Here is a 17469-nt window from a genome sequence, read left to right on the forward strand (position 1 = left end):
CACCATGAGTTTGTTGAGAAAGATCGTCACCGCCCTGCGTGGCGGCGCTTCGGAAGTCGGTGAGGCGATCGTCGACTCCCAGGCCCTGCGCATCCTCGACCAGGAGATCCGCGACGCGGACAACAACCTGATCGATGCGCGCAATCAGCTGGTCAAGATCATGGCCAAGCACAAGACTGCGCAACAGCGCATCACCGAGTTCGACAAGACCATCGGCGACTGGGAACAGAAGGCCATTGCCGCGTTGGACAAGGGCGAGGAAGGCCTGGCCCACGAATGCGCGGCGCGCATCGCCGACCTGACCAACCAGCGTGACAGCGAGCAGGCGCTGGCCGACCAGTTCGGCGCGTCGGTGACCACCCTGACCGCCACCGTGAGCAAGACCGAGGCGCAGATCAAGGGCCTCAAGCAGCAGGTGGACCTGGTCAAGGCCCGTGAGAGCGTGCAGCGTGCCCAGGTGAGCGCGGCCTCGGCCACCGGCGGCGCCAATGGCAGCCTGGAAACGGCGGTCGGTTCGCTGGACCGCATCAAGAAGCGCCAGACCGAGCGGGCGGCCGAGCTGGAAGCGGCGGCGGAGCTGGCGGGCAAGGCTGATGGCAGCGACCTGGAAGCACGCCTGAAGTCGGCTGGGATCGGCGCGAGCAACAGCGGGGCCGACGATGTGCTGGCACGCTTGAAGGCCAAGGCGGCCAAGCCGGCGGAGTGATTCGTCGAGTGGGCGGGCCTCATCGCGGGGCAAGCCCGCTCCCACAGTAAAATCCGCAGCGGCTTCGTGGGAGCGGGCTTGCCCCGCGATGAGGCCGGCCCGTCTGGCGCAAAACCCTGCTGCAGACCCGTTGGCGGGGCGCACGAAAAGCAGTATCGTGTCGCCCCCCGCCAAAGGACTGCCGCGACCCAAGGGATTTTCAATGTCGCCTTCTCCCGACAGGCCCAGCCTGTTCGCTACAGCTCCAGTATTGGCTCCTGTTCCGTCACCCTCTCACCCAGGAGATGCCCCGTGGGTTGGTTGAAACGCTTCATGGGCTTCGAAGCCCCCAAACCTGCCGCCGGCAGCCAGGCCCAAGGCAACCTGCCATTCGGCCTGGGCAGCGGGCGCATGCTCAAGCTCGATCGCTCGCTGAAACTGCTGCTCGACGGGCATTCCGAGCTGGAGGTCCCCGAGCAGGAAGTGGTCTGGGCGGTCGGTGAAGTCGACCTCGGCCAGTCGGTGCGCCTGGCGCGCTTCTATATGGAAGACGAGGACTACTGGCTGCAGGTGGTGATGAACGGCGCGTCGGCAGACGATGTGCGCGATATCATCCTGTTCGGTTACTACAGCGTGGTGCCGGTCACCAGCGACGCGGAGCTCAAGCGCCTGGTCGGCCCCGAGTCGAACATCGGCCTGCCGTACTACGAGCACGAAGGCTACGAGTTCGTTCGCCAGTGGGGCAGCGAAGAAGGGCAGACCGAGCTGACGCCGATCAGCGAGTGGGTCACCAGCCCCGAGACCAGCTACCGCATCCAGCACCTGTCGATGCTGTATGCACGCGAAACCGGCCTGACCGATCGCCGCGAATTCCTCCTGCTTTCGGTGGAGGAAGACGAGGACGGCAATGTCAGCCTGACCACTTCGGTGGGTGTCACCCTGCAATCAACGGACTTCAACGTCATCTGACAAGGATTCACCATGCTCGACGCACTTCGCATGTCGCTCAACGCCCAGGCAGTGATCGGCTTCATTCTCTACATCAGCGTGGCGCTGGTGCTGTTCTGGCTGTTCCAGTTCATCTACACGCACCTCACCCCGCACCGTGAGTTCGCCCTGATTCGCGACAACAACAGCGCCGCGGCCATCGCCCTGGGTGGTGCGTTGATCGGCTTCTCGCTGCCGGCCAGCAACATCATCGCCTACAGCGTCAGCCTGCTCGACTTCGTGGTCTGGGTGGTGATCGCCGCCGTGGTGCAACTGCTCGCCTTCGGCATCACCAGCCTGGTGCTCAAGGGCCTGGCCAGCCGCATCGCCAAGGGCGAGATGGCCGCCGCGATCTACGCCGCTGCCGTGGCGATCAGCGTGGGCTTCCTCAACTCGGCCTGCATGACCCCGTCGGTCTGAGCCGTTTGCGCGCAAGGAGCCCTATATGAGACGCAGTTCCGTCAAGCTGGTGCTGGCCAGTTCCCTGCCGCTGGCGCTTACCGCGTGCAGCGCGCCCGAGGAGACTTACACGGTCAGCAAGCGCAGCAACTACACCACCGTCCAGGCTTGCGTCGATGACAAGATGCCGGTGGACGTGTGTTCCGACGCCTACATGCAGGCGTTGGCCGACCACCGCCGCATTGCCCCGACCTATGGCGACAAGGCTGCCTGCGAGGCCGACTTCGTGCCGGACTACTGCCAGGTCACCAGTGACAACCGCTACATGCCGCGCCTCGGCGGCTTCGAGCTGGCGGTGTCGGGTGAGGTCAGCCAGTCTCAGGTCGACGCGGCCCGCGCCCAGGTCGAGAACAGCGGCCAGGCCAGCAGCGGCGGCAGCAACTTCAACGGCCTGCTTACCGGCCTGCTGCTCGGCCAGGTGCTCAGCGGCGGCAATCGCCAGTACTACTCGCAGCCGGTCTACCAGTACCGTGACAGCAGCGGCGGATACCGCAGCACCACGCTCGGCCAGCAGATCGACCAGGGCAAGCGCTTCGAGCGCTCCGACCAGGCCCAGCAGAGCGGCGGCAGCTACAGCAGCTACTACTCCGGCAGCTCCAGCGGGCGCAGCTACAAATCCAGCACCTCGACCCGCTCCAGCGTGTCCTCGTCGATCTCTCGCGGCGGCTTCGGCAGCCAGGCCACTGCACGCAGTGGCTGGGGCGGCAAGAGCAGCGGCGGCTTCAGCTTCGGCGGTTGAGCATGCGCAAGATCCGTTGCGACGAACGCCCGGACTGGCGCGCCACCGCCGAGCGCGAAGGTTTCACCTTCCACACCATCGACGGTGAACGCTACTGGGACGAGCGTGGCTATTACCAGTTCAGCGAGGCCCAGGTCAGCCGTGACCTGGAGGCGCCCACCCAGGAGCTGCATGCGATGTGCCTGGACGCGGTGGCACGCATTGTCGACAGCGAAGCGCTGATGACTCGCCTGGCGATCCCGCCGGCGTTCTTCGACCTGGTGCGTCGTTCGTGGAAGGAGGGGCATCCGCACCTCTACGGGCGTTTCGACTTCAGCTACGACGGCACGGGTCCGGCCAAGCTGATCGAGGCCAACTACGACACGCCGACCTCGCTGTACGAGGCGGCGGCGTTCCAGCTGATCTGGCTTGAGCAGCAGATCGAGCGCGGTGTGCTGCCGGCCCATGCCAGCCAGTTCAACACCCTGGCTGAAGACCTGGTGCGGGCTTTTGCCGCCTTCGAACGTGAAAGCCCGTTCTACTTCTCGGCCATCGGCGGCTCCGTCGAGGACCGCGGCACCACGGATTTTCTGCGCAAGATGGCCGGGCACGTGGGTATCAGCACCCGGCATATCGACCTGGAGGATATCGGCCTGAATGACGAGGGGCGCTTCGTCGACCTCGAAGGCCGGCCGATCCCGCGCCTGTTCAAGCTGCATGCCTGGGAGCATATCTTCCACGAGGACTTCGGCCAGGCCATCGCCGGTTGCGATACCCAGTTCGTCGAGCCGGCGTGGAAGTCGCTGATTTCCAACAAGGGCATCTTGCCGTTGTTGTGGGAATGGCATGAGGGCCACCCGAACCTGTTGCCAGCCTTTCTCGACGAAGACCCCCGGCGGCCGGTGCCCAAGGGCTGGGTGCGCAAGCCGTATTTCTCTCGCGAGGGGGCCAATGTGGACATTCGCACCACCGATGACCAGCGGGTGTTCGAGGACGGGCCCTATGATGACGCACCGTACATCCTGCAAGGTTTCGCGCCTTTGCCGAAGTTCGGCGACAGCTACACCCTGATCGGCTCGTGGGTAGTCGGTGACCTGGCCTCGGGGATCGGCATTCGTGAAGACGACACCCTGATCACCAAGGACAGCTCGCGGTTTGTGCCCCATGTAGTGGTGGACTGACCGGCTGCGCTATGTCGCGTAGAGAGCTACGTAGCAAGCCTCGTCAGCGTGGGAGCGGGCTGATCACAACGTTACGATTGCTCCACCGATGATGGTCCCTCAGATGGTCGGTTTCAGGACGCGCCGGGTCGCCCGCGCACAACCTCTTCGCGCAATAGCTGCCATGCTCTGAGGATGCCCGTGGACCGCGCGCAGCAAGACGCATGGCCGCAGGCAAGGAGGGTGCCTGGCCTGCCGCCACCGTGACGCGGCCTGCGCACCGCAGCTGAACACCGCCGGACACTGGCCCGCGATCAGGGCCGGGCCGGGTTGCCGAGGTCCGCTGTATGCCTGATGAGTTGAACCACCTGCCGTTGATCCAGCGTGTCCTGGCCCGTGAAAAGGACACCCCTGGCGCCTTGTTGCCGATCCTCCACGCCATCCAGGCCGGCGCCGGCTACATTCCCGACAGCGCCGTCGCCGAGATCGCCCATGCCCTCAACCTCAGCCAGGCCGAGGTGCGCGGGGTAATCAGCTTCTACCACGATTTCCGTACCACGCCGCCGGCCCGCCATACCCTGCGCCTGTGCCGCGCCGAGTCCTGCCAGAGCCGTGGCGCCGAGGCGCTGGCCGCGCAATTGCGCGAGCAACTCGGGCTGGATGACCACGGCCGCAGCGAAGACGGTGCGCTCGACCTTCGTCCGGTGTACTGCCTGGGTGCTTGTGCCTGCTCGCCGGCGTTGGAGCTCGATGGCCAGCTCCATGCCCGCGTCACTCCGGAACGCCTGCGGGCGCTGGTGGCGGGCTGCCGTGAGGAGGTGAAAGCATGCTGAGCCTGAGCATCTCCTGCGATTCGCTGGCCCGGGCAGTGGGCGCCGATCAGGTGGCCGAGGCACTGACCCGCGAGGCGGCGCAGCGCAACCTGGTGCTACGCATCAAACGCACCAGTTCCCGTGGCCTGTATTGGCTGGAGCCGCTGGTGGAGCTGGACACCGCGCAAGGCCGGCTGGGCTTCGGGCCGGTCACACCTGAGGATGTCCCCGGTTTGCTCGATGCCCTGGCGGGTGACCATGCAGGCCATGCGTTGGCGCTGGGGCCGGTCGAAGAGATTCCCTACCTGAAAACCCAGCAGCGCCTGTTGTTCGCCCGCGCCGGCATCACCCGGCCGCTGTCACTGGACGACTACCATGCCAACGGTGGTTTCGAGGGGCTGCGCCAGGCCACGTTGCTGGACGGTGACGAAGTGGTCGCGGCGGTGCTCGATTCGGGCCTGCGTGGCCGGGGTGGCGCGGCCTTTCCGGCGGGCATCAAGTGGCGCACCGTGCGCCAGGCGCCGGCCGTGCAGAAGTACGTGGTGTGCAACGCTGATGAAGGCGACTCCGGCACCTTCGCCGACCGCATGCTCATGGAGGGCGACCCGTTCCTGCTGATCGAGGGCATGATCATTGCCGGCCTCGCCGTGGGGGCGAGCAAGGGCTACATCTATGTGCGCTCGGAGTACCCCGATGCCGTGCGCGCGCTCAACGAGGCGATCCTGCTCGCTCGCGAGGCCGGTTACCTGGATGTCGCCGGCAGCGGCGTGGCCTTCGACCTGGAGGTGCGGGTCGGCGCGGGCGCCTATATCTGTGGCGAGGAAACCGCGCTGCTCGAATCCCTGGAGGGCAAGCGCGGCATCGTCCGCGCCAAGCCGCCGTTGCCGGCGTTGGAGGGGCTGTTCGGCCAACCGACGCTGGTGCACAACGTGCTCACCCTGGCTTCGGTACCGATCATCCTGGCCAAGGGCGCGGTCTGCTACCGCGACTTCGGCATGGGCCGCTCGCTGGGCACCTTGCCGTTCCAGCTGGCCGGCAATATCCGCCATGGCGGGCTGGTGGAACGCGCTTTCGGCCTGACCCTGCGCGAGCTGGTGGAAGGCTACGGCGGCGGTACCGCCAGTGGCCGGCCGATCAAGGCGGCGCAGGTCGGCGGCCCGCTGGGTGCCTGGGTGCCGCCTGAACAGTTCGACACACCGCTGGACTACGAGGCCTTCGCCGCCATTGGCGCGATGCTCGGCCATGGCGGCGTGGTGCTGGCCGATGACACCCTGAACATGGCCGGCATGGCCCGCTTCGCCCTGCAGTTCTGCGCCGAGGAATCCTGCGGCAAGTGCACGCCGTGCCGGATCGGCTCGACCCGCGGCGTGGAAGTGGTCGACCGGCTGATCGCCAGCACCGACCCAGCCTACCGCGAAAGCCAGGCGGGGTTGCTGCGCGACCTGTGCGACACGATGCAGTACGGCTCGCTGTGTGCCATGGGTGGGATGACCCCGTACCCCGTGGTCAGCGCCCTCAAGCACTTCCCCGCCGATTTCGGCCTGGAGGCCGCGCAATGATCAATTACTTCGACCCCAGCAGCGACCTCGACCTGGGTACCCCGCAACGCCTCAGCGAGGTGCAGGTCAGCCTGGTCATCGACGGCCGTTCGATCAGCGTGCCCGCCGGCACCTCCGTGATGCGCGCCGCAGCCATGCTCGGCACCAGCATCCCCAAACTGTGCGCCACCGACAGCCTCGAGGCCTTCGGCTCGTGCCGCATGTGCATGGTCGAGATCGACGGCATGCGCGGCTACCCGGCCTCCTGCACCACACCTGTGGGCGAGGGCATGGTGGTGCGTACGCAGACGCCACGCCTGGCCGACCTGCGCCGCAACGTGATGGAGCTGTATATCTCCGACCACCCGCTGGACTGCCTGACCTGTTCGGCCAACGGCAATTGCGAGCTGCAGACCGTCGCCGGCCAGGTTGGCCTGCGCGAGGTGCGTTATGGCTATGACGGTGCCAATCACCTGGGCGAAGGCAAGGACGTGTCCAACCCATACTTCGACTACGAGCCGAGCAAGTGCATCGTCTGCAGCCGCTGCGTGCGCGCCTGCGAAGACATTCAGGGCACCTTCGCCCTGACCATCACCGGGCGCGGTTTCGACTCGCGGGTGGCGGCGGCCGGCGGTGACGATTTCCTCAGTTCCGAATGCGTGTCCTGCGGCGCCTGCGTGCAGGCCTGCCCGACGGCGACCCTGAGCGAGAAAAGCCTGATCCAGCTCGGCCAGCCCGAGCGCGCGGTGATCACCACCTGCGCCTATTGCGGCGTGGGCTGCTCGTTCCGCGCCGAGATGAAGGGCGACCAGCTGGTGCGCATGGTCCCGGACAAGAATGGCGGCGCCAACCACGGCCATGCCTGCGTCAAGGGGCGCTTCGCCTGGGGTTATGCCACGCACCCGGACCGCATTACCAAACCGATGATTCGCAAGCGCCTGGAGGACCCGTGGCAAGAGGTCAGCTGGGATGAGGCAGTCACCTATGCCGCCAGCGAGTTGCGGCGCATCCAGCTCAAGTACGGGCGTGATTCCATCGGTGGCATCACCTCCAGCCGCTGCACCAACGAAGAGGCGTACCTGGTGCAGAAGCTGGTGCGCACGGCCTTCGGCAACAACAACGTCGACACCTGCGCGCGGGTCTGCCATTCGCCCACTGGCTACGGCCTCAAGCAGACCCTGGGCGAGTCCGCCGGTACCCAGAGCTTCGACTCGGTGATGCTGGCCGACGTGGTGCTGGTGATCGGCGCCAACCCCACCGACGCGCACCCGGTGTTCGGCTCGCAGCTCAAGCGCCGCCTGCGCCAGGGCGCGCGATTGATCGTCATCGATCCGCGGCGTATCGACCTGGTCGATGCGCCCCATGCCCGCGCCGAACTGCACCTGCAACTACGTCCGGGTACCAACGTGGCCATGCTCAACGCCCTGGCTCATGTGATCGTCAGCGAGGGCCTGCTCGACCAGCGCTTCATCGATGCCCGCTGCGAAACCGAGGACTTCGCCCGCTGGCGCGATTTCGTCGCGCAGCCCGACAACGCCCCTGAAGTACTCGGCCCGGTGTGTGGCGTGCCCGCCGAGCAGATCCGCGCCGCCGCCCGGCTGTACGCCACCGGCGGCAATGCGGCGATCTACTATGGCCTGGGCGTGACCGAGCACAGCCAGGGCAGCACCGCGGTGATGGGCATCGCCAACCTGGCCATGGCCACCGGCAATATCGGCCGCGAAGGGGTGGGCGTGAACCCGCTGCGCGGGCAGAACAACGTGCAGGGCTCGTGCGACATGGGCTCGTTCCCCCACGAGTTGCCCGGCTACCGGCATATCTCCAACGAAAGCGTGCGTGCCGAGTTCGAGCAGGCCTGGGGCGTGACCCTGCAGCCCGACCCGGGGTTGCGCATTCCGAACATGTTCGAGGCTGCGCTGGACGGCAGCTTCAAGGCGCTGTACTGCCAGGGTGAAGATATCGCCCAAAGCGACCCCAACACCCAGCATGTCACTGCCGCGCTGCTGGCGATAGAGTGCGTGGTGGTGCAGGACATCTTCCTCAACGAGACGGCCAAGTTCGCTCATGTGTTCCTGCCGGGCAGCTCGTTCCTCGAGAAGGACGGCACCTTCACCAATGCCGAGCGGCGCATCTCGCGGGTGCGCAAGGTGATGGAGCCGCTGGCCGGCAAGGCCGACTGGGAGGCGACCCTGGCCCTGGCCGATGCCTTGGGCTACCACATGGATTACCAGCATCCGTCGCAGATCATGGACGAAATCGCCCGCCTGACCCCGACCTTCCGCCGGGTCAGCTATGCCGAGCTCGACCACCACGGCAGCCTGCAGTGGCCGTGCAACGACGCCGCGCCCGACGGCACGCCGACCATGCATATCGACCAGTTCGTACGCGGCAAGGGGCGCTTCATGCTCACCGGCTACGTGCCCACCGACGAGAAGGTCAACAGCCGCTACCCGCTGCTGCTGACCACCGGGCGCATTCTCAGCCAGTACAACGTCGGCGCGCAGACCCGGCGCACCGGCAACGTCGCCTGGCACGACGAGGACCGCCTGGAGATCCACCCCAGCGATGCCGAGAGCCGCGGCATCACCGACGGCGACTGGGTGGGCGTGGGCAGCCGCGCCGGGCAGAGCGTGCTGCGCGCCAGGGTCAGCGGCCGGGTGGCGCCGGGGGTGGTGTACACCACCTTCCACTTCCCCGAGTCGGGGGCCAACGTGATCACCACCGACAACTCCGACTGGGCTACCAACTGCCCGGAATACAAGGTCACCGCAGTGGAGGTGGTGAAGGTGTTCCAGCCGTCGGAATGGCAGAAGCGCTATCAGAGCTTCAGCGACGAGCAGCGGCGCTTGCTCAAGGAACGGCGTCAGGCGGAAAAGGCGGAGGTGCGCCGATGAGCAGCGACAACCTGGTGAAGATGGCCAACCAGATCGGCCATTACTTCGACAGTGAGCCGGACCATGCCAAGGCGGTGCAGGGGGTGAGGCAGCACCTGCTGAGCTTCTGGACGCCGGGCATGCGTCGGCAGTTGACCGAGAGGGCGCAGGCTGATGGGGGCCTGGAGTTGGATGCGCTGGTGCGAGAGGCGGTGCACCCGATGATTTGACGTAGGGCAGGACCGCCCCGGCTTATTCTGATATCCAGAAATAGACCTGCTCCGGATCCCCTTCGTCGAGGTGCTCGACAATGCCGCTCTCGACAAAGCCCCGGCGCTCCAGCAAGCGGCGCATCGGGCCATTGGAGCGGTTGGTCGAGGTGAACAGCTTCTGCCCCGTGCAGTCGGCCTGTATGTGAGCCAGCAGCGCGGCTCCCAGCCCACTGCGGCGGTGGCCCTGGTCGACCATCAGCATCTCGATGAACGCGCAACCGAAGAAGTGCCGGTGCATCACCGCATAGGCGCTCACCGCGCCTTGCACCTCGGTCACCAGGCAACGGTACTGCCTGAGCCAGTCGGCATCTGTTCGGCACGCTGCGGGTCCCGATGAGCGACGCTGTCGATGGCGATCAGGGCAGATAGATCCTGTAGTCCAGCAAGACGAATGTTCATGGTTTGGTTCTGCAGTGGCGGTGCCGGGATTATCTGCGCCAGGACACGTCATGCACAGATGTTGTTGCAGCGCATGCCCGGATGAAATGTCCGTCATGTTTGCAGGGTTGATGCAGGTGCGGTGCTACGCTCGCAAAAACATCCTCTGTGGAAGCGCACCATGGACATGAACTGGCACCAGGCCCTGCAAGATAGCCTGAGCTGGCTGGCAATCGCCTCGTTGGTCACCCTTGTCTGCTTCACCATTACCGCCTTGCTGGCGGTGCGCTATACCCGCTGGGGCGCGCAGTTCTGGCAACTGGCCGGGCCCTATTTCAGCTTCCGTCGCAGTTGGCGACCTTTGCTGGCCTTCGCCCTGCTGCTGGTCCTGACGCTGTTCGCGGTGCGCCTCAACGTGTTGTTCTCGTTCTGGTACAACGGCTTCTACAGCGCGTTGCAGGCACTGGACCAGAGCGCATTCTGGTACCTGCTCGGGGTGTTCGCGGTGCTGGCGAGCATCCATGTGTTGCGCTCGCTGTTCGCCTTCTACGTCACCCAGGCCTTCAACATCCGCTGGCGGGTATGGCTCACCGAACGCCTGACCGCCGACTGGATGCACGGCGATGCCTACTATCGCGGGCAGTTTCTCGAAGAGCCCGTGGACAACCCCGACCAGCGTATCGAACTTGACGTGAACAACTTCGTCAGCGGTTCCGTTTCCCTGGCGCTGGGGGCGGTCAGCGCGGTGGTGTCGCTGGTGGCGTTCACCGGCATTCTCTGGGGGCTGTCGGCGCCGCTGGAAGTGGCTGGCATCGAAGTCCCCCGGGCGATGGTGTTCGCCGTGTATGTCTATGTGCTGATTGCCACCTGGATCGCCTTCCGCCTTGGTCAGCCGCTGATCCGTCTGAACTTCCTCAACGAGAAACTTACCGCCAACTTCCGCTACGCGCTGATGCGCCTGCGTGAGAATGCCGAGAACATCGCCTTCTACCAAGGCGCGCAAGTGGAGCGGGGCACCTTGCTCGGGCGCTTCTTCGCGTTGATTGGCAACGCCTGGGCGCTGGTGTTCCGGAACCTCAAGTTCAGCGGCTTCAACCTGGGCGTCAGCCAGGTGGCGGTGGTGTTCCCGTTCATCCTCCAGGCACCGCGCTTTTTCAGCGGCGCGATCAAGCTCGGCGACGTGATGCAGACCGCCCAGGCATTTGGCCAGGTGCAGGACTCGCTGTCGTTCTTCCGTGAGTCCTACGACACCTTCGCCCAGTACCGCGCCACCCTCGACCGTCTGACCGGTTTTCTCGACGCCAACCAGCAGGCCGCCGCGTTGCCGCGGGTGGCCACCGTGGGCCAGGAGCACGCGCTGGGGATTCTGGGCTTACAGGTGCGCCGCCCCGATGGCCACGCATTGATTGCCGATCTCGACCTGAACCTGCACAGCGGTCAGGCGCTGCTGATCAAAGGGCCATCGGGCAGCGGCAAGACCACCTTGCTGCGTGCCCTGGCGGGCCTGTGGCCCTATGCCGAGGGCGAGGTCAGGCGACCGCTGGGGACGCAGGCGCTGTTCCTCTCGCAGCGCCCGTACTTGCCGCTGGGCGACCTGCGCACCGCCATCGCCTATCCGGCGCACGGCGAGCCTGGGGACGATGCGCGCATGCAGCAGGCCCTGCGCCAGGTCAACCTCGCCCACCTGGCCGAACGACTGGACGAGCAGCGCGACTGGTCGCGGATCCTGTCGCTTGGCGAACAGCAGCGCCTGGCGTTTTCCCGGGTGCTGTTCAACCGACCGCAGGTGGTGTTCCTCGACGAGTCCACCTCGGCCATGGACGAAGGGCTGGAGCATGCGCTGTATTCGCTGCTGCGTGAGGAGTTGCCAGCGACACTGCTGGTCAGTGTCGGGCACCGCAGCACCCTGGCGGGGTTCCACTCCCACCGCCTGGAGGTGGACGGGCAGGGGGGGTGGGCGTTGCTGGAACAGCAACCGGCAGCCATGCCCCTGTAACTTCAGGCCGCCCGCATCCCTGTCGGAGCGAGCTTGCCCCGCGATGGCGTCAGGTCAGGTAATGCAGTTGCTCCTGGCGGCCTCATCGCGGGGCAAGCCCGCTCCCACGATCAGCCATGAACCACAAACCTGCCATTGTAGTAGCGGCGAACGCGCCCCCCAGCATGAATGTCGCCTGATACCCCACCCAGTCCCACAATCCTCCGGCCAAAACACTGGCCACCAACAACGCCACCCCCGTCACCAGATTGAACACGCCGAACGCGGTTCCGCGCAGATCCTCGGGCGCGCTGTCGGCGATCAGGGCGCTGAACACGCCCTGGGTAAAGCCCATGTGCAGCCCCCACAGGATCACGCCCAGCGCCAGGCCGGACAGGCCCGGCAACCAGGCCAGCAGCAGATCGGCCAGTACCAGCAGGGCCAGCCCGAGCATCAATACACCCCGTCGCCCGACCTTGTCGGACAGTGCCCCGGCAGGATAGGCCGACAGTGCATATGCCAGTGACATCAGCACCAGCACTGCTGGCGCCCACAGTGCCGCAAGGCCAAGCGCCTGGCCGCGCAGCAACAGAAACGCTTCGCTGAAGCGCGCCAGGGTGAACAGCGTGGCCAGGATGACCAGGCGCCAGTAACCGTTGCCCAGTCGGGCCAGTTCGCGAAGAGCCAGAGGTGCAGCCACCGTGCCGACCGCTGCGGGTTTGTCGGGCTCGCGGACGAAGGCTACCAGCACATAGAGCGCCATGAACGCCGGAATCACCGCCACCCAGAACACCGTCTGGAAGTGGCTGGCGGTCAGCCACATCAACAGGATCGCCAGCAATGGCCCGAGAAACGCCCCGACCGTATCCAGCGCCTGGCGCAGGCCGAATGCCGCCCCGCGCAGTGGTGCGGGGGTGACGTCGGCGATCAGCGCATCCCGTGGCGCGCCGCGGATGCCCTTGCCTACTCGGTCGACGAACCGTGCCGCGGTCAGCCATTCCAGCCCGGGGGCTAGCGGGAACACCGGCTTGGTGACGGCTGCCAGGCCGTAGCCGATCACCGTCAGCAGCTTGCGTTTGCCCAGGCGGTCGCTGAGGGTGCCGGAGAACAGCTTGGTAAACGCCGCGGTCGCCTCGGCGATACCTTCGATCAGGCCGATGGCCAGCACCGAGGTGCCGAGCACGCTGACCATGTACAGCGGGAGGAGGGCGTGGATCATCTCCGAAGAGATGTCCATCAGTAGCGAGACAAAACCCAGGGCCCAGACGCTGCGGGGGATGAGGGCGAGGCTGTGGCGGCGGCGCGAGTGCGGAACACTGTTCATGGGTGATCTCGGTGTTGCTCCGATTTCACTCTAGACAATAGCGGCTCATCCAGGGGGCTCAGGCTGGCCCTTGCTGATGTAGCTGACCCAGGCGGCTGCGAGTACGCACAAGATCGGCGATGGCGCCGCCCAGGCTTTTTTCCAGGGCCTGCCTGCCAATCATCAGCACCTCCCGGTCCTGGTCGTAGAGCACATCCACCAGGTTGACGAAGCGCTGCTGCGCCGCCAGGGAGCACTCGGCCAGATCATCCAGGCCGTCTATGATCCAGCGATCATAACGCTCGGCCAGGGCCAGGTAATCGATCACTGCGGTCGGCTGTTCGCACAGGTCGTCGAAGCTGAACATTACCTGGCGCCCCTCGCTGGCCAGCGCCCGCAAAGGCCGTTTGTTGACCTCCAGCCAGACCCTCTGCGGTGTGGGCACCCGCAGGGCCACACGTTGCCGCGCATCGCCCGGCCAGACATAGTGTCCTTGGGTAAAACGCTGATGCTCACGGTTGCTTGGCAGGCTGCGAAAGTCGGCCTCCCCGGCTACCTCCAGCACTTGCATATGGCGGTTGATCAGGCGGATCACCGGCAGGAAGCGTGCGTGGTACAGCGGGTTGGGCAGCAACCCCTCAGGGGCGTAGTTGGAGGTGAGCAGCAGGACCACGCGCCGAGCGAACAGGGCATCGAACAGCCGCTTGAGCAGCATGGCGTCGCCGATGTCATGGACGTGGAACTCGTCGAAGCACAGCACTTGGCAGTGGCCCAGCAGTGCGTCGAGGGTCGCCCCCAGGGCATCGTCCTGCGCCCGGTGGTGATGCATGCCCTGGTGCAGGCGGGCGAAGAAATCGTGAAAATGCAGGCGGCGCTTGGACGTCGTCGGCACGGCCTGGAAGAAGCCATCGAGCAGCCAGCTCTTGCCGCGTCCGACCGCGCCGTGCAGGTACAGGCTGCGTGCCTGACCCGCGTCGAGGCTGCCCAATAGCATGGCCATCGCCTCGATCACCTGAAGCTGCCCGTAGCTCAAGGTATAGCCTCGCTCGGTTGCCAGTGTCTGAAAGTGGCTCAACAAGGTGGGGGCCTTGGCTGGGGCACTGCGCAGGCGCTGGCCAATCTGGCGCAAGGGCGCGGGAATCCAAGTGGGCAAGTGGCTGGCTCCTCGGGCCGAGTCTGGGGCAGGGCGCAGCTTGCGCGATGCCGGGCATTTTGACCAATCGAGAATGTGCCGGGCAATGATCGTGAAATGCGATAGCTCAGGCCTTGTGCTCGAGTCGGCGCTCGATCATGTACTTGACCGCCAGACGGCGCTCCTTGAGATGGCGCAGGTCTTCGTCGACAAAGTTGCCTGCCGAGATCGACTCGGCGGCCAGCACCTGATTGTCGATGTCCATGTACTCATCCAGCAGGCGGTCGAGCTGCGGGTCTTGCTGGCGGCGCTGCTGGACGATCTCGCGTGGGTAGTGCAGGTCCTGGTAGAGGTCATGGGAAACGGGCATGGCGTCCTCCTTGTGATGCGCCGGTGGGCTCTATCTGATTGGAATGGAGGAATGCGATTGTGTTGAAGCGAGGCGGTGGAATTGCGACGAGCGGTTGTCGGATGCGCTGCGAGAACCCACTTGAAAGGTAGCCGATACAACTAACCTGCTGTTTTTCTGCGTTTTTTTTAAAAAAAAGCTTCCCACCTCGAAAAAAGGTTGCTAAAGTGCCGGCCATTCCCGAGCAGCAACACACGGAGCTGCCGGGGGTTGTCAGTGAGGCGGTGATCAGTCATTCGCCAGATCCGATACAGGGGCGTCGCCAAGCGGTAAGGCAGCAGGTTTTGATCCTGCCATGCGTTGGTTCGAATCCAGCCGCCCCTGCCATTTTCAAGCTGTACTCTCTCCCCAATCGCCTTTCGGCGATTTTTTCGTTTCTGCCTATCTGTTTTCCAGCGACTCGGCCAGTACCTGGGCGAGGATGTGTTCGTGCACCGGTTTCTGCACCACCTGGCACCCTGGCAACTCCAGCCCTTGCAGTTGCGCGTACCCGGTGAGGAACACCACGGGCAGGCGCGGAAAGCGCTTGCGGGCCGCCAGTGCCAGTTGGGCACCATTGAACTCCGGCATGGCGAAATCGGTGAGCAGCAGGTCTATGCGTTCATCGAGCAGGGCCATGGCCTGCGTACCGTTGTGCGCCTGGTGTACCTCGTAGCCCTGGCGCTCCAGCAGGTCACCGATCATCTCGCGCACCAGATGGTCGTCGTCAACCAGCAGGATGTGACGCTCGGTCCCTCGGGCGAAAAGCGGGCGCACATCGTCCTCGCCCGCCGTGAGCGCATCGGCACGGGCCTTCACCGCTGGCAGGTAGACACTGACCAACGTGCCGCGGCCTGGCGTCGTATCAATGCGCACGCCGCCGCCGATCTGTTTGGCGAAGCCGAACACCTGCGCCAGCCCCAGGCCCGAACCCTTGCCGATGTCCTTGGTGGTAAAGAACGGCTCGAAGGCCTTGGCCAGCACTTCGTCGCTCATGCCACAGCCGCTGTCGCGGATGCTCAGCACCACGTACTCGCCGGGCTCCGGATCCTCCGGGCGTTGTGGGTGGGTGCTGACCCGGGTGTTGCGCGTGGCCAGGGTCAGTTGGCCACCCTCGGGCATGGCGTCGCGGGCGTTGATCGCCAGATTGAGGATGATCATCTCGGTCTGGGTCGGGTCGGTCAGGGCTTGCCATAGCCCGGCATCGAGTTCCAGGCGTACTGCGACACTGCCACCCAGGGTGCGGCGCAGCAGTTCCTCCAGCCCCGCCAGCGTGCGGTTGAGGTTCAGCGGCACCGGCTCCAAGCGTTGCTTGCGCGAAAACGCCAGCAACTGGCTGGTCAGCTTGGCCCCGCGCTCGCCAGCCTCGCGAATGTGCTGCAGGCGCTTGTGGGCCTTGTCCAGCAGGCCTTTGTCCAGGTCGTTTTGCAGGAAGCTGGCGCCGGTGAGGATCACCGTCAGCAGGTTGTTGAAGTCGTGCGCGACCCCGGCGGTGAGCTGGCCCACCGCTTCCAGGCGCTGCATCTGCTGCAGCGCGGCCTCGATGCGTTCGCGCTCGGCAATCTGTTCGCGCAGGCGCTCGTTGGCCTCGGCCAGGTCCAGCACTGCCTCGCGCTCACTGGAAATGTCGCGGGCGACCACATGCAGCAGGTTGTCGTCCGGCACCACCACCCACGACAGCCAGCGTTGCTGGCCTTCGGCATGCAGGATGCGGCCGACGAAGCGGGCGCTGGTGCGCCCCTGGGAGAGCGCGGCCAGCTCGGTGAGGAAGGTTTCCTGGTCGGTTTCCGGTAGCAGCTGCAGCAGCGAGATCTGCGCCAACCGCTCATGGGGAAAGCCCAGCGCGGCTTCCCAGGCCGGGTTGAGGGCGACTGGGGTCAGGTCCTTGTTGAGTACCGCCAGCAGGTCCTGGGACAGTTCCCAGGCGCGGTCGCGCTCGCGGGTGCGGCGCTCGACCCGCTCGCCGAGCATCTCGTTGAGCAGCTCCAGTGCCCGGGTGGCCTGGCGCTGCTGGTGAATGTCCTGCAGCACCCCGGAAAAGCGTACGCACAGGCCGTCGACGAGTTGGGTCTGGCCGGTGGAGAGCAGCCAGCGCGGTTCCAGGGCGCCGGGTTGGGCGATACGAAATTCGGCCCGGTAATGGCCATCGCTGTCTGGGCGCATGGCTTGCTCGACGGCGTTACGCACACGGGATTGGTCGTCGGGGTGGATGCCGGCGTAGAACACCTCGATCGTCATCCGGGTGTCGCTGGGCAGGCCGAATAGCATCTTGCAGCGGTCGTCCCAGACCAGTTGCCCGTCCTGCGGGCGGTAGTCCCAGGTGCCCATGCCGGCGGCATCGATGGCGATGCGGGCACGCGCCTCCGCTTCGGCCAGGGCTTCTTCGGCGTGGCGTCGACGCTGGCGTTCCTGCACTTCGGTCAGCGCCCGGCGCACGGCCTTGGGCAGCAGTGGCAGGTTCTTCTTCAGGACGTAGTCGGTGGCGCCGAGGCGGATCATCTCCACCGCGTGCTCTTCGCCGTAGATGCCGGAGAGGAAGATGAACGGGATGTGTGGCGCCAGGCGTTGGGCGATGGCCAGCACATCGGCGCCGGAGGAGCTCGGCAGCACGCAATCGCACAGGATCAGGTCATACGAGGACTCGGCCAAGGCGTGCTCGGCACCGACATGATCGAACACCAGCCGTGATTGCACCTGAAACCCGCTGCGCTCGAGGCGCACCAGGATCAGCTCGGCATCCATGGCGCTGTCTTCGACCATCAGCAGTTTCAGCGGAGTAAGCTGCATCG

At 65.6% G+C, this 17469-nt stretch carries 15 protein-coding genes and 1 tRNA gene; 11 read left to right on the top strand and 5 right to left on the bottom strand.

Annotated features, from left to right (window positions below):
* Positions 1-4: 4 nt before the first annotated feature.
* The 9 genes from ABZO33_RS05425 to ABZO33_RS05465 all read left to right on the top strand — a co-directional run bounded on the left by ABZO33_RS05425 (position 5) and on the right by ABZO33_RS05465 (position 9462).
* The gene (locus ABZO33_RS05425) at positions 5-706 is read left to right on the top strand and encodes a PspA/IM30 family protein (RefSeq protein ID WP_046856319.1); all 702 of its coding nucleotides are present in this window, start codon (positions 5-7) and stop codon (positions 704-706) included.
* Between the two features lie 291 nt (positions 707-997).
* A complete protein-coding gene (locus tag ABZO33_RS05430; protein ID WP_046856318.1) occupies positions 998-1654 on the top strand; it encodes a DUF2491 family protein in 657 nt (218 codons plus the stop codon).
* A 12-nt stretch (positions 1655-1666) separates the two neighbouring features.
* Positions 1667-2092, top strand: a complete 426-nt coding sequence (locus tag ABZO33_RS05435; protein WP_023631082.1) for a DUF350 domain-containing protein — start codon at positions 1667-1669, stop codon at positions 2090-2092.
* A 25-nt stretch (positions 2093-2117) separates the two neighbouring features.
* Complete coding sequence (locus ABZO33_RS05440; RefSeq protein WP_062359546.1) at positions 2118-2870, top strand: DUF1190 domain-containing protein; 753 nt, start codon at positions 2118-2120, stop codon at positions 2868-2870.
* Between the two features lie 2 nt (positions 2871-2872).
* A complete protein-coding gene (locus tag ABZO33_RS05445) occupies positions 2873-4030 on the top strand; it encodes a glutathionylspermidine synthase family protein (protein WP_414535157.1) in 1158 nt (385 codons plus the stop codon).
* Between the two features lie 326 nt (positions 4031-4356).
* Positions 4357-4842, top strand: a complete 486-nt coding sequence (locus ABZO33_RS05450) for a formate dehydrogenase subunit gamma (protein WP_414535158.1) — start codon at positions 4357-4359, stop codon at positions 4840-4842.
* The gene (locus ABZO33_RS05455; RefSeq protein WP_414535159.1) at positions 4836-6380 is read left to right on the top strand and encodes a formate dehydrogenase beta subunit; all 1545 of its coding nucleotides are present in this window, start codon (positions 4836-4838) and stop codon (positions 6378-6380) included. Before ABZO33_RS05450 ends, ABZO33_RS05455 begins: the two co-directional genes overlap by 7 nt.
* Positions 6377-9253 carry a formate dehydrogenase subunit alpha gene (gene fdhF / locus ABZO33_RS05460; protein ID WP_414535160.1) on the top strand — a complete coding sequence of 959 codons (2877 nt, stop codon included), beginning with the start codon at positions 6377-6379 and terminating at the stop codon, positions 9251-9253. Before ABZO33_RS05455 ends, fdhF begins: the two co-directional genes overlap by 4 nt.
* On the top strand, positions 9250-9462 hold the full coding sequence (locus ABZO33_RS05465; protein WP_414535161.1) for a formate dehydrogenase subunit delta: 213 nt from the start codon (positions 9250-9252) through the stop codon (positions 9460-9462). The genes fdhF and ABZO33_RS05465 overlap by 4 nt, the downstream gene beginning before the upstream one ends.
* 22 nt (positions 9463-9484) lie before the next feature.
* On the opposite strand, the gene ABZO33_RS05470 is transcribed toward ABZO33_RS05465, so the two are convergent.
* On the bottom strand, positions 9485-9781 hold the full coding sequence (locus tag ABZO33_RS05470) for a GNAT family N-acetyltransferase (protein ID WP_414535162.1): 297 nt from the start codon (positions 9779-9781) through the stop codon (positions 9485-9487).
* 282 nt (positions 9782-10063) lie between these two features.
* Here ABZO33_RS05470 and ABZO33_RS05475 point away from each other — a divergent pair, with 282 nt between their 5' ends.
* Positions 10064-11878: an ABC transporter ATP-binding protein/permease gene (locus ABZO33_RS05475; protein ID WP_414535163.1), complete on the top strand. Its 1815-nt coding sequence runs from the start codon at positions 10064-10066 to the stop codon at positions 11876-11878.
* Positions 11879-11960: 82 nt separating this feature from the next.
* Here the strand turns inward: ABZO33_RS05475 and ABZO33_RS05480 are convergent, their stop codons facing one another.
* The 3 genes from ABZO33_RS05480 to ABZO33_RS05490 form a co-directional block, all read right to left on the bottom strand.
* Positions 11961-13181 carry an MFS transporter gene (locus tag ABZO33_RS05480; protein ID WP_414535164.1) on the bottom strand — a complete coding sequence of 407 codons (1221 nt, stop codon included), beginning with the start codon at positions 13179-13181 and terminating at the stop codon, positions 11961-11963.
* A 58-nt stretch (positions 13182-13239) separates the two neighbouring features.
* Entirely contained in the window at positions 13240-14313 is a 1074-nt protein-coding gene (zapE, locus tag ABZO33_RS05485) for a cell division protein ZapE (RefSeq protein ID WP_414535165.1), read from the bottom strand.
* 106 nt (positions 14314-14419) lie between these two features.
* Positions 14420-14662 carry a hypothetical protein gene (locus ABZO33_RS05490; protein WP_414535166.1) on the bottom strand — a complete coding sequence of 81 codons (243 nt, stop codon included), beginning with the start codon at positions 14660-14662 and terminating at the stop codon, positions 14420-14422.
* 291 nt (positions 14663-14953) lie between these two features.
* Between ABZO33_RS05490 and ABZO33_RS05495 the strand changes: the two genes are divergently transcribed.
* A tRNA-Gln gene (locus tag ABZO33_RS05495) sits at positions 14954-15028 on the top strand.
* A gap of 54 nt (positions 15029-15082) precedes the next feature.
* On the opposite strand, the gene ABZO33_RS05500 is transcribed toward ABZO33_RS05495, so the two are convergent.
* Complete coding sequence (locus ABZO33_RS05500; RefSeq protein WP_414535167.1) at positions 15083-17467, bottom strand: response regulator; 2385 nt, start codon at positions 17465-17467, stop codon at positions 15083-15085.
* Positions 17468-17469 lie beyond the last annotated feature (2 nt).

It is taken from the genome of Pseudomonas sp. CAM1A (assembly GCF_047501685.1).
GTDB lineage: Bacteria > Pseudomonadota > Gammaproteobacteria > Pseudomonadales > Pseudomonadaceae > Aquipseudomonas.

Coding starts and splice junctions, on each gene's coding strand:
- ABZO33_RS05490 (WP_414535166.1), bottom strand. CDS start 14,662: ATGCCCGTTTCCCATGACCTCTACCAGGACCTGCACTACCCACGCGAG.
- ABZO33_RS05450 (WP_414535158.1), top strand. CDS start 4,357: ATGCCTGATGAGTTGAACCACCTGCCGTTGATCCAGCGTGTCCTGGCC.
- ABZO33_RS05440 (WP_062359546.1), top strand. CDS start 2,118: ATGAGACGCAGTTCCGTCAAGCTGGTGCTGGCCAGTTCCCTGCCGCTG.
- ABZO33_RS05465 (WP_414535161.1), top strand. CDS start 9,250: ATGAGCAGCGACAACCTGGTGAAGATGGCCAACCAGATCGGCCATTAC.
- fdhF (WP_414535160.1), top strand. CDS start 6,377: ATGATCAATTACTTCGACCCCAGCAGCGACCTCGACCTGGGTACCCCG.
- ABZO33_RS05500 (WP_414535167.1), bottom strand. CDS start 17,467: ATGCAGCTTACTCCGCTGAAACTGCTGATGGTCGAAGACAGCGCCATG.
- ABZO33_RS05475 (WP_414535163.1), top strand. CDS start 10,064: ATGGACATGAACTGGCACCAGGCCCTGCAAGATAGCCTGAGCTGGCTG.
- ABZO33_RS05445 (WP_414535157.1), top strand. CDS start 2,873: ATGCGCAAGATCCGTTGCGACGAACGCCCGGACTGGCGCGCCACCGCC.
- ABZO33_RS05455 (WP_414535159.1), top strand. CDS start 4,836: ATGCTGAGCCTGAGCATCTCCTGCGATTCGCTGGCCCGGGCAGTGGGC.
- ABZO33_RS05435 (WP_023631082.1), top strand. CDS start 1,667: ATGCTCGACGCACTTCGCATGTCGCTCAACGCCCAGGCAGTGATCGGC.
- ABZO33_RS05425 (WP_046856319.1), top strand. CDS start 5: ATGAGTTTGTTGAGAAAGATCGTCACCGCCCTGCGTGGCGGCGCTTCG.
- ABZO33_RS05480 (WP_414535164.1), bottom strand. CDS start 13,181: ATGAACAGTGTTCCGCACTCGCGCCGCCGCCACAGCCTCGCCCTCATC.